This is a genomic window from Chryseobacterium viscerum (assembly GCF_025949665.1).
Taxonomy (GTDB): Bacteria; Bacteroidota; Bacteroidia; order Flavobacteriales; family Weeksellaceae; genus Chryseobacterium; species Chryseobacterium viscerum_A.
In genome coordinates this window covers 2987079-3002867 of record NZ_JAPDFT010000001.1, presented here as the reverse complement: position 1 = coordinate 3002867, position 15789 = coordinate 2987079, and the positions used below count along the sequence as shown (strand labels likewise).

The following is a 15789-nucleotide window of genomic DNA, read 5'->3' as shown; positions in this document are numbered from 1 at the left end:
TTTTATTCTTGATAAGGAATGGGATCTTCCAGTGCGAAACTCAAGGTCAGTTTTTGATTTTTCCTTTGAATAACCATGGTAATATTTCTTCCTTCATTAGATTTCATAAGTTCTACAATTTTTTCCAGAGTCATATCCGAGGTTTGCTCTCCGTTTATACTTAGAATTCTGTCATCCTTTTGCAATCCTGCTGCATAAGCGGGAGAATCTTTTCTTACTCCTGCAATAGAAAATATTGGTTTTAAACTGAACTTATACTGGAAAGCGTCTTTATAAACTTCGGTTGCTACCATCATAGATTTTTGGGTCTCGATTTTTACTTTATCTTCCTGCCATTCCAGGCCATCCTGTTTGAAATCCAGGCCGCTCATATTAAAATGAAAAGGATCGTCAAAATATTTGTTTTTCCTCAGATACAGTTTTTGGTTAGGATAATCAAAAATTACGGTAAATCTCCGCATAATTTCGCTTCCCACAGAACCTTTCCTGCTTTCTACCAATTTGACATGCTGGATAGAAAATTCATCCGGCATAGCAGTAAGAGGCTTTTCAAATTTAAAGCTTCCAAGATAAAAATTATGAATCCGGCTTCTTTTGCCGTAGATATCTCCATTGAATCCGCGTCCAAGAAAATCATCAATATTCGGTCTGTTGTAGACGAAGTTTTTAATCAGGGTAGGGAAGAGCCAGATAGCATCACTGTTGCCAAGGTCAATCAGCAGTTTTGAATCTTTCTTTTCATTTGTCATTTCTACACCGGCATACAGATAAGGCTTATCTTTTTCAATTGTGATGGGAAACTCTTCAAATCTTTTGGTTTTCTTTTTTAGAAGGTCCGCATTTTCATAAACAGTTATTTTCTTTGAAGCATAATCGATGTAAATAAGATGATCTTTAAAAAAATGATATCCGATAACCCCATTTACAGGAATTCCTACGTGAGGTGAAATATTAAATTCTTCATCAATAATGATATAAAGAGCCATAGAAGTATTGACAATTTCATTTCCTATTTTACCTAAATTGCGTTCAGATTTTAAACCATCAATACTTAAACTTCCTCCAAGACCGGAAAACTTAACTTTTTCAACATTGCTCAGTTTCAGTTCTTTATTTTCCAGACTGAAAAGAATAGTCTCCGAAACTCCCGTATCCAGCAAAAAGGTAAGCTCCGCACCATTAACATTGATAGGAATAAAGATAAGATTGTTGATAAACTGAAAAGGAATTACCGCTTTTTTTGTATTAATCAACTCAAAAGAATTCTGGGCATTTACAAAAATGCTTAGAAATAATCCCAGTAAAAACAATTTAAATTTCATTTACTGAATTTACTGAAATTATCTTTATGATAAAAAAAAACATTCCAAAAGCAGGAATGTTTATATAAACTACAATGAATTGATGTTTTTTATTGAATTTATGTCAAATCGGGTTGTGGTTATTTGGAAAAGAATTCCATCAGATCCATATAATTTTTCTGATTGACGCCATGTCCGCTCATATATTCTCTGAACGTGAAGTAACAGCTTAGATCATACAGAAGATCTGCCGCTTTTCTTCCCCATTCAAGTGGAATCACAGCATCATCAGTACCATGTGAAATAAAGAAACGAAGCCCTTCCAGTTTCTTTTTATCTTTTACAATACCGTCCAGAATTTTATCTTCAGGATAACTGCTTAAACAAGCAACATAATTGAAAAGTTCAGGATGTTTTAAAGCCAAAGCATAGCATAAAATTCCTCCCTGGCTGAAACCGCACAGATGAGCTTTACTTTCTGTAAGTCCATAATGGTTGATGATCTTAAGCATACTTTCCAATACAGCATTTAAAGACTCCTTTGCCTGTGGAACGTCAATAAAGTTTTCGGGATCGTTGAAATTAATATCATACCAGGAATATCCTTCAAATTGAGTATCGCGCGGAGCTCTGAAGCTTACAATGATCCAGTCATTGGGAAGCGTTTCCCTAAAGCTGAAAAGATCCTGTTCGTTACTGCCGTAGCCATGAAGCATAAAAAGAATAGGGGTATTGGAAGTAATGTTTTCCGGCTCCCTTACTAGATAATCTAAATTCATACAGCAAAGATAATTAAATTACACTCAGAATCTTAACTTTTATTATTCATACAATGAACTTTGGGCAGATGGTGCTTTATGTGTAAGGATTGGTTCTTTGAAGTGTATTTTTGGACTTTAGAGGAGACTTTTTCTTTTTATTGATTTGATATTATTTAGAAATCTTTATTGGAAAATTTTCATAAAAATTATTTTTATATTAATAAAAAACTTATATTTGAAACATTAAAAAATCTATTTGGAGAAATGAAGCAATTTTACAATTCAAAAAGTTTACTTAGACTTTCTTTTTTATTCGTTTTATTATTTTCTGTAATTACCGTTGTCAGTTCTTGTAAAAAAGATGACGATGAAGAATTTAAGGATCATGTAGTTCAGTTTGAAGTGAAGACCACTACAGGAGGAAACATTATAAGTGTTGTAACACAGGTGGGCACGGCTCAGAACACAATATACAATACTCCGCAGTCACCGGTAACTTCACCATGGACAAGTGGGGAATTCTTTGTGAACTCCAGCCAGGCACAGCTGAATCTTGATGCTAACGCGTCAATGCCGGATGATAATTCTGAGTTAACGATCAATCTTTACATAGATGGAGAAGTTGCAAGAACTGTTAAGAAAAAAGGAAAAGGAGTATTAGTTGCTTCTATCGATTACAGTTTCTTAGAACCATAAAATATCACCATATTTATATACAAAAAAACCGCTCCCAGAGCGGTTTTTTATTTTTCAATCAATTGTTGCTGTACCGCAAGATTGATAAGTTCTGTTGAATTCTTTGCCTGAAACTTCTGAAGCAGATTCTTCCGGTGGGTATCTACAGTAAGCGGGCTTAAGAACAGCTCCTCGGCAATCACATTACTTGTTTTCCCTTGTGCTACCATCTGCAGGATCTGCTTTTCTCTTTTGGTAAGCCGTGGTGTTGGCAGATCATGTTGGGAAGGACGGCTGATGATTTGTTTTGTCTCATTGCAGAAAACAATATCTCCGGAAAGAGCACCTTTGATGCATATTACAAGTTCATCAATAGAAGTATTCTTGAGAAGATAGCCGCTTGCCCCATTTTGTATAGACTGCATGATGATGCTCCGTTCAGAGCGGTTACTGAACATAATCACCGAGGTATTCGGAGAAATTTTCTTTATTTCTCTGCATAATTCTGTTCCTTTGGCATCGGGCAGGGTAATATCAAGGAGGATGATATCTACCATCTGCGATTGAATAAAGCTGATCGTTTCTGTACCGGAAGTAAAACTTCCCGTTACGTTAAAAATAGGCTGGCTGTGCAGCATCATTCTTAGACCTTCGATGACAATAGGATGATCGTCTACGATGATGATATTTATTTTCTCATTCTCCATGGATGTTGAGTTCTATATTAATGGCTGTTCCCTGATCATCTGAATGTATTTCCATTTTTCCTTTCAGATAGCTGACCCGATTTTTCAGATTACGAAGTCCCATACTTTTGGTAGAGTTCTCTATATTTTTATCAAACCCTTTTCCGTTGTCTTCAATCGTGATTAGAAAATTTTCACCAGATTGTGAGCATTGAAGCAAGATGCTGCTGGCTTCTGCATGTTTTATGGCATTGGCTAATAATTCCTGTACAATCCTGTAAATATTAAGCTGAATATTTACAGGTAATGTCTTACTAATATCAATAGCCTGAAAATCAATGTCGAGGTTTTTTCTGCTGTAAAATTCACATAAATCATGTATGGCCGTTTCCAAACCAAAATTAAGCAAAGATTCAGGCATTAAATTTCTTGCTACGTGGCGGAGTTCGCTTACCGAATTGTCCAGCTGACCTAAGATTTTATAAAATTCCTGATCCTTTTCAGGATGCAGGTGATTGGAAGACCATGTAGAAAAATTTATTTTGACCCCTGCGAGCATTCCACCCAGACCATCATGGAGATCTCTTGCAATACGCTCTCTTTCTCTTTCTTCACCATCAAGAATAGCTTTGGTAAGGGATAATTCTTCTTTTTGTTTAATATCCTCTATTTTCTGTTTGTTTATTTTTTTATTTTTTCTGAAAATGATAAAAAGAAAGGCCAGAAGGCTTAATGCTAGCAGTAAAACAAGACCCATTCCCCATAAATAAGAGTTCTTCTTGTTTACTTCCAGATCCTTTTGATTTTTTTCGGCATTTAAAGTCGCTATTTTTCTTTCCTTTTCAGCCGTATTGAATTTGGATTCGAGTTTGTTGATTTCCAGCTTCACATTTTCGGTGTTCAGACTGTCGTTGAGTTTAGAATATTTCTGCTCCCATAAGAGTGCCTCTTTGGTATTTCCTGTTTCTTCATTGAGTAAAGAAAGCTGCTTATAAAAAGTTTTTCTGTTGTTAAGATCAATGGCCAAGGACTTTTCTGCTAAAACATCTTCTAAAGTAGTCTTGGCTTCGTTATACCTTTTAAGTTTCTTTAAAATATCATACTTATTGAAATAAAACATCTGAGCCAGAAGATTCTGATTGAATTTTTTTGCATAAAAAATCCCTTTTTCTATCACCGAGAGTGCTTCTGCATTTTTTTGGCGGGTAATATACAAAAGGGTTTTACTGTAATAATAGAATGCATTGGAGGAAGATTCCGGATAAGGACGGATGAGTTTTTCTGCTTTATGTAAAAACTTTTCAGCTTCATCACCATTGGCCTGATAGCAGAAATTGTTGGCAGAATTGAGGTATGTGAAAAATAATTCAGCGGACTCCGGATATTGTTTTTCAAGGATTTTCAATGCTTTGTTATTATAATCTTCTGCCTTTTTAAACTGTGCATTATAAGTAAGAATCACTGCAAGCTGTGTATATAAGAAACCTAAATTTCTACTGTTTTCATATTTTTCAACCAGGGGAATACTTTTTTCAAGCATGATTTTGACTAAAGGAATATATCCCTCTTTATCTTTTTGGGTAACTCCATAGCTATACCAGGCCAGTGCCTGAAAAAAATCGGATTCTTCATTTTTAAATTTAGATAAAGATTTGATAGCCTGCTGATAAGAAATACCCGCTTTCCTTTTGTTTCTGTCCAGGTTGTATTGTCCTTCGTAATAATAATATTTTGCTGAAAAGAAAGGATTGTTTCGGGCCTGTATCTTCCCATTTTCAAGGTATTTTTTACTCAAAACAGAATCACTGTTTCTATAATAATTAGATAAAAGAAAAAAAGCCGTTGCTTTTGAAGTATCCGGAAGATTTCCCTTTATAATGCTTTGTAAGCTGTCTATATAAGATTTCTCATTAAGCGGAATGATTTGCTGGGATTGCAATTTAAAAAATAAGAATAGGCTTAGTAGGGCAAGTAATCTCTTCATTATAAATCAAATCTGAAAAATATTTTTTTTAAACGCTCAATTTAATTAAAAATTTTAGCATAAAAAATACCTGAATTTAGGTAGAAAAAATTACTGATTTTTCAGGATTGATAGACATAAGTGATGCTCATAGCTTTGCAGACATCAAATCATTAATCATAGAATATTCAATATAGTAACTAAAATTTAAACAAAAAGATTATGAAAAAAATGAGAATGAACCAGCTGTTAAGAGGTGCATTTGTGGCAGTAATAGCAGTAATGCTTATTGGGTTTACAGCTTCATGCAGTAATGATGATGATGACAACAATGTGAATGGAGCAGGAAAAAGTCATAAAGTAGTTTTTAAGGCAATCGCTTCATCAGGCAGTAATATTGATGTAGCGGTGTACGGAATTGACGGTAACCCCACTACAGCATCAAGTCTTAGCGGATCAACGTGGAGCAGCCCTGAGGTGACATCAGAATCGGGAGCATACAGTGCCAATGTTGCAGTAAATGCTATCGGACCGGATGCTTCTGCTACTTTGAAGGTTCAGATCTGGGTAGACGGAGAACTTAAGAAAGAAGGAACTTCCAGCGGACAGTATTTATCAGCTTCTACAAGCTATACATTTTAATATCAAATTTTTAGGACATAAAACAGGCGCTGGGATTCATCTCTGCGCCTGTTTTTATATTTACTATGGTATTAAGATTAATCTACCTTAACAATAAAGTAGCTTTTCTTACCTTTTTGCAGCAATAAGAATTTACCGTCAATAAGATCAGTTTCATTAGCCGTAAAAGTATCATTTACTTTTTGCTTGTTGACAGAGATCGCATTTCCTTTAATCTCTCTTTGTGCTTCGCTCTTAGATTTTAAGAAACCTGATTTTTCAGAAAGAAGATCTACAATATTTACCCCTAAAACATCAGCTTTTGCAATTTCTTTCTGAGGAACCCCGTCAAAAACTTCAAGGAATATTTCCTCATCAAGGCTTACCAGATCTTCAGCAGTAGAACGTCCGAAAAGAATTTCGGAAGCCTTGAGTGCCTTTTCATATTCTTCTCTTCCATGTACCCAAACTGTTACCTCTTCAGCAAGTTTCTTTTGCAGCTTTCTTTCGTGTGCAGCTGTTTTATGCTCTTCAATCAAAGCTTCAATTTCTTCTTTTCCAAGGAAAGTGTAAAACTTGATGAATCTTTCAGCATCATCATCAGTAGCATTCAGCCAGAACTGGTAGAATTTGTAAGGAGATGTTTTCTTTTTGTCAAGCCAATAATTTTCTCCGCTTTCAGACTTTCCGAATTTAGAACCGTCAGCTTTTGTTATCAAAGGAACCGTTAATGCAAAGGCTTCTCCCTGAGCTTTTCTACGGATCAATTCTGTTCCTGTAGTGATATTTCCCCACTGGTCAGAACCTCCCATCTGTAATTTTACATTGTTGTTTTGGTACAAGTGAAGGAAATCATATCCCTGAATTAACTGGTAGGTGAACTCTGTAAAACTCATTCCATCAACACCTGCGTCTCCGGAAAGTCTTTTCTTTACTGAATCTTTAGCCATCATATAGTTGACGGTAATATTTTTCCCAACATTTTTAGCAAAATCAAGGAAAGAAATATTCTTCATCCAGTCATAGTTGTTCACCAATTCAGCTTTATTGGGTTCATTTCCATCAAAATTCAAGAATTTTGAAAGTTGGTTCTTTAAACAGTCAACATAGTGTAAAAGAGTTTCTTCATCCAGTAGATTTCTTTCAGCTGATTTCCCGGAAGGGTCTCCAATCATTCCTGTAGCACCTCCTACCAAAGCAATCGGCTTATGGCCATGCTGCTGGAAGTGAGCTAAAATTTTTATCTGGATAAGGCTTCCGATATGTAAAGAATCGGCAGTAGGATCAAAACCAATATATGCAGTAGTTACCTCTTTATTCAGTTGTTCATCGGTTCCTGGCATCATATCGGCAAACAGACCACGCCATTTCAGTTCTTCTATAAAGGAATTCATTGATTGTTAACTTTAAAATTTTAAGAGGCAAAGATAGTAAATTCAGAAGGAAGAGAAAAAGCAGAAACCGCAAATAAGCAAATTCGTGGAAACCTGAAAATGCTTTGATGAGAACTTTGCAAGCAGAAGCAGATTCGCTGTTTTCCCTTTTGCAATTATGCCCCAAATACGCTATATTTGTTATTAATGAATGACGAACAGCTATTCCTGCTCATACAGAAGGCCAAGGATAAAGATCAGAAGGCCCAGACTAAACTCATCAACGTTTTTTGGGTGGATGTTTTCTCCTTTGTCATGAAAAAGGTAAGAGATGAAAACGATGCCGATGAAATCACCGTAAATGTTTTTTCAAAAGTATTGTCTAAACTCGATATGTTTGATCCTCATTTTCAGTTTAAAACCTGGATTCTCACTATTGCTCAAAATACTGTTATCGATTTCTGGAGAAAAAAGAACCGGGAGAATGAAGATGCTGTTGAAAATCTTGATGAAGTTAAAAATCAATATGCAAAGTCTCCGGAAGAACTTTTGATTTCGGAAGAAGAGCAGAAGAAAATCATCAAAACCATAGAATCTCTGGATGCCAACTATCAGGATATTATCAAGTTGAGGTTTTTTGAAGAAAAAAGCATCAAAGAAATTGCTGAAGAACTGGGAATTTCTGTAGCTAATACCAAAGTAAGGGTCATGCGTGCTAAAAAAGTCTTAGCCGAACTGTTGAAGAATAATGAGTTTGATGATCATTAAGCCTATAAATCAATACAGGATATTCAATAGAAACGGGCTTTAGCCCGTTTGCTAAAAAAATAAAATTCAATTGGCTTTAGCCAAAACTTAAATTTTAAAACCTTTATTTAAAAATAAACTTCTTCTTTTGTTTTCGGAAGAACTATTTTTTGCTGTTTTTCCTGATTTCTGTTTTGCAGATTAATCTTTAGTCCTTTTTTAATATAGGTTTCCTTCAAAGATTTACCATGTTCAGCTGTATTTTCCACCTCTTTTGTATAGTTCAACTGCCCTGTTGAAAGGTTGAAATCTATATCCTTCCAGTAATCTCCAGGTCTTCCTGAAGTTGAGGAGGTTCCTATGAGTTCAAAGTGTCCGTTCTGAAATCTATATTTGTCTGTAACATCCCACTTCCAGCTGCTTCCGCCATTTTGAGAAATGATCAGAATGCCTTTTTCTATTTTAGTTTCTCCGTAAGGATCACCCATCATACCTCCGGCACTGCTTTCCATAACCGCGTTTCTTGATTTTTCAAAAATTGTCCATTTTCCACTGATTTTTTTCAGAATTTGAATTTCACGGATTTTTCCCAGCTCACCCTCATCTTTTGTCGTGTAGATGATTACTTTTTCAGGAATTTTATCACCATCAAGATCTCCGTCTACTGTTTCGAGAAGGGTAGAGCCCGCCGGCTGGAATTGTTTTTGAGCAAGGCAAAATGTTCCACATACTGCGAATAAAAGAAAGACTATTTTTCTCATAGAAATATTTTGAAGAGATAAATATACAAATGAAATTTTGAATTATCAGTTTCATCAATATCTCCGGTTGATGGTTTCCATTAAAAAATTCTTAACTTTGAACTTCAATTTTAGAAATGGAAAATTCAGTTCAAGACACTACCGTTCAAAAACCAAAATGGATCCGCGTAAAACTTCCTACCGGAAAGAATTACAGAGAGCTGAGAACTTTGGTTGATAAATATAAATTAAATACAATCTGCCAAAGCGGAAGCTGCCCGAATATGGGAGAATGCTGGGGTGAAGGTACAGCTACTTTCATGATTTTAGGAAATATCTGTACAAGAAGCTGTGGATTCTGTGGCGTAAAAACAGGAAAACCCCTTGATGTAAATTGGGATGAACCTGAAAAAGTAGCAAGATCAATCAAATTAATGAAGATCAAACATGCCGTTCTTACTTCTGTAGACCGCGACGATCTGAAAGATATGGGATCTATCCTTTGGGGAGAAACAGTGAATGCTGTAAGAAGAATCTCTCCGGGAACTACGATGGAAACCCTGATTCCTGATTTCCAGGGTATTACAAAACATCTTGACAGACTGGTAGAAGTAGCTCCGGAAGTGATTTCTCACAACATGGAAACTGTAAAACGTCTTACCAGAGAAGTGAGAATTCAAGCGAAATATGAAAGAAGCCTTGAAGTATTAAGATACCTGAAAGAAGCCGGACAAAGAAGAACCAAAACGGGTGTAATGCTTGGATTAGGTGAAACCAAAGATGAGGTTTTCCAGACTATCGAAGATATCAGAAACGCTAATGTAGATGTTATTACTCTTGGACAATATCTGCAGCCAACTAAAAAACATCTTCCTGTAAAAAAATTCATCACTCCTGAAGAATTTGATGAATTCGGAGATTTTGCAAGAAGTTTAGGTTTCAGACATGTTGAAAGTTCTCCTCTTGTAAGAAGTTCTTACCACGCAGAAAAACATATTCATTAAAATATAAACCGTTCAGCAATGAGCGGTTTTTTGTTTAGAGTAGGTTGCAGGTAGTAGATGATAGGTTGCAGGGATTAGGGATTAGGGAGTGGAAGGACTCCATTTGTAATAACGATTTCTATAATTCCCTTCTGGAGGAGGGGTGGCAAAAATTCAAAGAATTTTTGCCGGGGTGGTTTACTACATTCCACACCTTACGCTACAAACTTTATTTACTACTTATTACAAGCCGATTCCTTTGTGATCACACCAATCCGGCCATTGATTTCAATCGGTTTAAAATGTTTCTTCTTAAATTCAGAAGGGGTTTCTCCCGTATGCTGTTTGAATAGTTTATTAAAATAAGAAAGACTTTCAAATCCTACCTGAAAACAAACTTCGGTCACAGAATAATCTTTCAACAGGAATATTTTAGCCTGATTGATCCTGTAATTATTAACAAAGTCTGTAAAGGTCATATTCGTCTGCTTCTTAAAATAACGGCAGAAAGCAGGAGTACTCAGGCTTACAATTTTTGCAATTTCGTTGACATTGGGCTTCCTGTCATAATTTTCATGGATATAGTCGTAGATGGTTCCCATTCTGATTTTATCATTCAAAAACCACTTGATTCTGGTATCTTCTTTATTGAGTTCTTTTACCTCAGTAGAATCGGCTAGGATCTGTAGAATTTCAATTAATCCTACCAATGATTCAAAAGAGTTTTTATCTTTAATGACCTGTAGTTTTTCAACTACTGTATTTTTGGTTTCTCCGGAAAATGAAAGCCCAAGATATGAACGTTCCAAAAGATTTTTAATATTTTCAAATTCCGGGACGGGAAGAATAATATCCTGAAGGAAGCTTTCCCGCATCTGCAACACAAGCTGTTGACACTCTGTTTGAATACCATAATCAAAATTAAGGTGGGGAACATTAGATCCAATCAATAAAAGATCACTGTCTGTAAAGGCAGAAATATCTTTTCCTACATGCCGGATTCCGTTCACCGCTTCTACATAGACCAATTCGATTTCCGGATGATAATGCCAGAAAAAACAGTTTTTCAGGGAAGGGGCAAATAGTTTGAACGATTTCCCTTTTTCAAATTCAATAATTTCCTTCTGGATTTTCATCTTGTTCTCATTTGATTGTTTCTGAATATAAAATTAAATAAAAAGGTTAATATGGAGCAAATTTTTATCATTCAAAGAGGAGTGAAATTCAAACTTTCTTTCGACTTTTGCACTTTCAAAATGAAGACACTCAGGTATTTTTAATTTGAAAGAAATTAATTCAGAAAAAAGATTTAGATACAATGAAGATTGATAAAAGAATAATACCACTGGCTATAGGTGGTTTGGGAATAGGAACTACGGAATTTACCGTGATGGGACTGTTGCCGGATATTGCAAAAACATTACAGATCACAATCCCGCAGGCCGGGCATTTAATTTCTGCTTATGCTATGGGAGTCGTTATCGGAGCTCCGATTCTGATCGGATACTCAGTAAAATTTCCTCCGAAGAAAGTTTTGATAGCTTTTATGATCCTTTTTACAATATTTAACGGACTTTCTGCTATTGCTCCCGATTATAACAGCATGCTGATTATTCGTTTTCTGTCCGGGCTTCCTCATGGAGCATTCTTTGGAGTAGGAACAGTAGTCGCTTCAAAAATGGCAGGAAAAGGGAAAGAAGCATTTTATATATCGATGATGTTTACGGGGCTCACGGTCGCCAATCTGGCTATGGTTCCACTGGTCACTTATATTGGGCATACATTTCACTGGAGACTGTACTTTGCTATCGTAGCGGCGATTGGTCTTTTTGCTATATTATTTCTGAAACTGTGGCTTCCTGCAATGGAATCCAACCAAAATACACACTTCCTGGAAGAACTGAAATTCCTTAAAAATAAACAGTCGTGGCTGGTTCTTGCCATTACAGCGATAGGGTTTGGAGGTCTTTTCACATGGTTAAGCTATATTACACCATTGATGACCGTTGTTGCCGGAATTAAGAGCAGCCAGATGGCCTATGTGATGGTTCTTGCCGGAGCCGGAATGGTAGTTGGAAATCTGGTGGGAGGTATTGTTTCAGATAAATTAGGACCTGAAAAAACCTGTGCTCTTCTCATTTTCCTGATGATGATTTCTCTTGGAGGTGTTTTCTTCCTTGCAGAATATAAAAATATTGCTCTGGTACTCACCTTTATGTGTGGTGCTTTATCCATGTCTATTGCATCACCTATCAATATTATGATGATGAAAGCCGCTCCAAAAAGCGAAATGATGGCCGCTGCTTTTATGCAGGCTGGTTTTAATATTGCCAATGCAATGGGAGCTTTCCTGGGGGGAATTCCTCTGGAATATGGCTATTCATTCAACTATCCATCGCTGGTAGGTGTAGGGATGACTTTTATAGGAGTGGTGATAAGTATAAGATATATATACCTGTACGGTTCAAAAACTCAAAATGAAGAAGAAGTGGCTGCTGAATGTGTATCATGTGATAAATAAATGAGTCATAGTTAAAAATAAAATCGCCTGTTTCACTGAAACAGGCGATTTTTTATAAGATAAGTTTTATGCCTCCACTTCATCTCCGTTTTTGCACCAGTAGAGGGCATTGTATAAATTTTCTTTGGGGAAAGATTTAAACTCTCCCGGCATCAGAACACTGAAAATACTGGTAAAATCACGTATACCTTCTTTGTCAGTAACAATGGCTGACCGATTCCAATTGGTAAGATTTTTCAATCCTAACAGCAAATCTTCGAGCCATGCACCCATGGTAAAATTATCCAGATCGGTATCCAAATACAATAAATAATTCAGCTCACCGAATTGCTCTACCTTCTCTTTTACACGCGGAATAACCAGTCTTTCAAAATCCTCTTTCGTTACTTCTCCCGTTGCATTGAATGCTGCAACATTTTCCGGGGCTTCTGGAATAATTGTTATCATAATAAATATTTTATGGTGGTTTGAGTTTAAAAGAACTACAATAATTAAACCAGAATTTGATGAAAAATTGTTAAAAAAGGTATAAATATTGTTACTTTCAACATAAAATATTAATATGGATCTCAAATCAAATGAACCTTTCTGGCTTTTAAAAAATGGGTTAATGGCATCTTATCCGTCTTTAAAATCAAATGAAAAATGTGATGTTCTTGTGGTGGGAGGCGGTATTACAGGAAGTCTGATAGCCCATCAGATGATAGAAGACGGGTATGATACAATCCTTATTGATAAAAGAGAGCTTTGTAATGGAAGCACTTCTGCGACGACTTCAATGCTGCAGTACGAAATAGATGTCCCTCTCTATGAATTAATAGAAAAAATAGGTGAGAAAGGAGCTGTCTTAAGCTATAAAGCCTGCAGTGATGCGATTGATTCGATAGAAAAACTCACAAAATTGATCAAGTCCAAAGCAGGTTTTAAACGAAAAAAGTCTTTGTATTTTGCTTCAAAAAAGAAAGATTCAGAATGGCTGAAGAAAGAATATAAAGCGAGAAAACAAAACGGATTTGAGGTACAATGGCTAGAAGCAGAACATATTCTGGAAAAATTTGAATTTGAGAATGCATATGGCGGTATTTTATCCAAGCAAGGAGCAAGTATTGATGCTTTTCAGTTTGCTCATGAACTTTTTATGCATAATGTAAAGAAAGGATTGAAGGTATTTGATAAGACTGAAATGATAAAAGTAGTTGAACATAAAGGTTTTAATCTGGTTACCATAAACAGTGGATTTCAGATCAAGGCAAAAAAGATCATTTACTGTATTGGTTATGAAAGTAAAAACCTGCTGAAAGAAAACTTTGTTAATCTCAAAAGTACCTATGCAGTCGTTTCTGAAATAGACAAAGACAAGTTTAAAAATATCAGCAGTACACTGGTCTGGAATACCAATGATCCTTATCTCTACATGCGGACTACCGATGATGGAAGAATTCTTATCGGAGGAGGAGACGAAGATTTTTATGGCGCTGAAAAACGGGACGCGCTCCTCAATAAAAAAGAAAAAGAGATCCTTAAAAATCTAAAAAAAATAAAACCTGATTATCATTTTTATACGGATTTCACATGGGCTGGAACTTTTGGCGAAACGAAAGATGGTTTACCTTATATCAGCAAACATGAAAAGTTTAAAAACTCTTATTTCGTATTGGGCTTCGGAGGAAACGGAATTACTTTTTCAGTAACAGGGATGGAGATGGCTTCTCTATTTATGAAGAACAAAAAACATCCATTATCAAGGTATTTTAAATTTGGGAGATAAATTTGTGCTTCATTTTAAACTTCAGATTCTGCAGATATCTTGTACACAAAAGTTTATTTAGATTCCTACGGAATGACAAACTACCTGGATAAAACGCTGTTCCAATTGTGTCATTCCGCAGGAATCCTACTTGAATTACTTGAAGAAATGTAGTAAAAGATACTTTGACAAATACTTCGATAGAAAGGGCTCAATTCTCCTCCTCTGGAGGGGTGGCAAAAATTCTTTGAATTTTTGCCGGGGTGGTTAGAAAAAAACAGGCAGTCACAAAAAGACTGCCTGTTCAACTACAAACTATACCCATTCTTTTTTGCAAGTTCAAGAATAGAACTCTCAATGGCTTTTCCAAGATCGTCAGAATCATCAGTTCCACGTTTCTTCATTTCTCCGTCAATATAGGACTGGCGTTTTTTGGAAAGGTCTTCAATTTCTTTCTGAATTTTATCACGAGCAGCAGATTTTGCCGTAATCGTTTTCTGAATTTCTTCCTTGCTTTTTCCTTTCAGCTCGGCAGGAAGTTCACTTTCTTTTACATTAGCAATAAATCCGGCATCCTTTTCCGCTTTATCTACCAGATCCCAGTGATCATTTTTGTAAGCATTCTTTTTGGATTTGGCTACGGCTCTTTCCACTAAGTTGGATGCTGACTGCATTTCTGCGTTTTTATCTTGTGTGATCTGCTTTAATCTGTATTCCGAACCGTGATTTCCGTAATAGATATACGTATCATTCAGCTTTGCATTACATTCGGAGATTCTGATGTCATAAGGAGTTTCAATATAGATTACTTTTCTGTCACTATCGATATTGAAATACTTCCCACCTCCCAATAATGCTCCGTTTTGCCAGAAAGTCTGGATTCCTTCTTCCCGGCTTCCACAGAAAATGGTGTTGGTGTAAATATTTTTATCCTTTGCTTTTGAAACCACGTCTTTATAATTTATTTTTCCCTGATCGAATGCTTCATTCCCGGCAATATAAATCAGCTTCATACTTTTATCATTGCTGTCCCAGTTCAGGTTGGCAGAAGCATCACGAATGACAGCACCGCAATATTCACTGCCTCCATTGGTTCTTAATGCAAACAATTTTTCGGAAATGAGATCAAGGTCCTGAGTGAGAGGAGCAACCTGACGGATATAATTTTCATCACGGATTCCGTCGTTTCCATATTCATACAGGGCAATTTCAATCTGGGGAGCTTTTCCGTTGTACCTTAGAGTTGTCAAAGTATTCACAATATTCCAGAGTCTCGATTTTGCCTGATCAATCAGCCCGTCCATACTATTGGAAGTATCCAGTAAAAGAGCAACCTGAATTTTATTGTCCTTTAAAGTTGAACTGGCCGGAACTAATGCTGTTTTCTGTATAGATAAATGGCTGTCAACATTATTTTGTGTAGAGCGGTTGTCCGGAATATTACCAGAGCTTAAAAAAGCTGTACCCGCTGCAAGTGCTAAGATTTTTAAAGTTGTCATATTGTTATTTTTTATAAGTTGTCTGCTGTAATTAGGTAATAGGATTTCAATGTTTATTATTTTGAATTCCTAAAGTAAAATTATCCCTATTTATGGCTGTAAACTGGGAAACTTGGTGAATCAGTAGTTTGACTTGGTGAACTTGGCAGCACGCAAAAAAAGACAGCTCCAG

Annotated in this window: 15 protein-coding genes; 6 read left to right on the top strand and 9 right to left on the bottom strand. The window is 36.0% G+C overall.

From position 1 onward, the window contains the following. Positions 1 to 2 precede the first annotated feature (2 nt). Both OL225_RS13525 and OL225_RS13520 read right to left on the bottom strand, forming a co-directional pair. The gene (locus tag OL225_RS13525; protein ID WP_264518605.1) at positions 3 to 1322 is read right to left on the bottom strand and encodes a PDZ domain-containing protein; all 1320 of its coding nucleotides are present in this window, start codon (positions 1320 to 1322) and stop codon (positions 3 to 5) included. 119 nt (positions 1323 to 1441) lie between these two features. Continuing rightward, complete coding sequence (locus tag OL225_RS13520; RefSeq protein ID WP_047377171.1) at positions 1442 to 2080, bottom strand: alpha/beta hydrolase; 639 nt, start codon at positions 2078 to 2080, stop codon at positions 1442 to 1444. 246 nt (positions 2081 to 2326) lie between these two features. Between OL225_RS13520 and OL225_RS13515 the strand changes: the two genes are divergently transcribed. Beyond that, positions 2327 to 2758, top strand: coding sequence for a hypothetical protein (locus OL225_RS13515; protein WP_264518604.1), 432 nt, complete (start codon positions 2327 to 2329; stop codon positions 2756 to 2758). A 47-nt stretch (positions 2759 to 2805) separates the two neighbouring features. On the opposite strand, the gene OL225_RS13510 is transcribed toward OL225_RS13515, so the two are convergent. After that, positions 2806 to 3444, bottom strand: coding sequence for a response regulator (locus tag OL225_RS13510; protein WP_047377168.1), 639 nt, complete (start codon positions 3442 to 3444; stop codon positions 2806 to 2808). Beyond that, positions 3434 to 5407: an ATP-binding protein gene (locus tag OL225_RS13505; RefSeq protein ID WP_264518603.1), complete on the bottom strand. Its 1974-nt coding sequence runs from the start codon at positions 5405 to 5407 to the stop codon at positions 3434 to 3436. Before OL225_RS13505 ends, OL225_RS13510 begins: the two co-directional genes overlap by 11 nt. A 201-nt stretch (positions 5408 to 5608) precedes the next feature. On the opposite strand from OL225_RS13505, the gene OL225_RS13500 reads away from it, so the two are divergent. Then, positions 5609 to 6028 carry a hypothetical protein gene (locus OL225_RS13500; protein ID WP_264518602.1) on the top strand — a complete coding sequence of 140 codons (420 nt, stop codon included), beginning with the start codon at positions 5609 to 5611 and terminating at the stop codon, positions 6026 to 6028. A gap of 77 nt (positions 6029 to 6105) precedes the next feature. On the opposite strand, the gene tyrS is transcribed toward OL225_RS13500, so the two are convergent. Beyond that, positions 6106 to 7401 carry a tyrosine--tRNA ligase gene (tyrS, locus tag OL225_RS13495; RefSeq protein WP_264518601.1) on the bottom strand — a complete coding sequence of 432 codons (1296 nt, stop codon included), beginning with the start codon at positions 7399 to 7401 and terminating at the stop codon, positions 6106 to 6108. 186 nt (positions 7402 to 7587) lie between these two features. Here tyrS and OL225_RS13490 point away from each other — a divergent pair, with 186 nt between their 5' ends. After that, positions 7588 to 8148: an RNA polymerase sigma factor gene (locus OL225_RS13490; protein ID WP_047377164.1), complete on the top strand. Its 561-nt coding sequence runs from the start codon at positions 7588 to 7590 to the stop codon at positions 8146 to 8148. Between the two features lie 107 nt (positions 8149 to 8255). Here OL225_RS13490 and OL225_RS13485 read toward each other — a convergent pair whose 3' ends face one another. Beyond that, complete coding sequence (locus OL225_RS13485; protein ID WP_264518600.1) at positions 8256 to 8888, bottom strand: hypothetical protein; 633 nt, start codon at positions 8886 to 8888, stop codon at positions 8256 to 8258. A 116-nt stretch (positions 8889 to 9004) separates the two neighbouring features. On the opposite strand from OL225_RS13485, the gene lipA reads away from it, so the two are divergent. Beyond that, positions 9005 to 9871 carry a lipoyl synthase gene (lipA, locus tag OL225_RS13480; protein WP_002981042.1) on the top strand — a complete coding sequence of 289 codons (867 nt, stop codon included), beginning with the start codon at positions 9005 to 9007 and terminating at the stop codon, positions 9869 to 9871. 215 nt (positions 9872 to 10086) lie between these two features. On the opposite strand, the gene OL225_RS13475 is transcribed toward lipA, so the two are convergent. Beyond that, on the bottom strand, positions 10087 to 10986 hold the full coding sequence (locus tag OL225_RS13475) for an AraC family transcriptional regulator (protein ID WP_047377161.1): 900 nt from the start codon (positions 10984 to 10986) through the stop codon (positions 10087 to 10089). A 182-nt stretch (positions 10987 to 11168) separates the two neighbouring features. On the opposite strand from OL225_RS13475, the gene OL225_RS13470 reads away from it, so the two are divergent. After that, on the top strand, positions 11169 to 12371 hold the full coding sequence (locus tag OL225_RS13470) for an MFS transporter (RefSeq protein ID WP_156118415.1): 1203 nt from the start codon (positions 11169 to 11171) through the stop codon (positions 12369 to 12371). A gap of 66 nt (positions 12372 to 12437) precedes the next feature. On the opposite strand, the gene OL225_RS13465 is transcribed toward OL225_RS13470, so the two are convergent. Next, a complete protein-coding gene (locus OL225_RS13465) occupies positions 12438 to 12818 on the bottom strand; it encodes an STAS/SEC14 domain-containing protein (RefSeq protein WP_047377160.1) in 381 nt (126 codons plus the stop codon). 115 nt (positions 12819 to 12933) lie between these two features. On the opposite strand from OL225_RS13465, the gene OL225_RS13460 reads away from it, so the two are divergent. Then, entirely contained in the window at positions 12934 to 14139 is a 1206-nt protein-coding gene (locus OL225_RS13460) for an NAD(P)/FAD-dependent oxidoreductase (RefSeq protein WP_264518599.1), read from the top strand. 287 nt (positions 14140 to 14426) lie between these two features. On the opposite strand, the gene OL225_RS13455 is transcribed toward OL225_RS13460, so the two are convergent. Continuing rightward, entirely contained in the window at positions 14427 to 15617 is a 1191-nt protein-coding gene (locus OL225_RS13455) for a vWA domain-containing protein (protein ID WP_264518598.1), read from the bottom strand. Between the last annotated feature and the right edge of the window lie 172 nt (positions 15618 to 15789).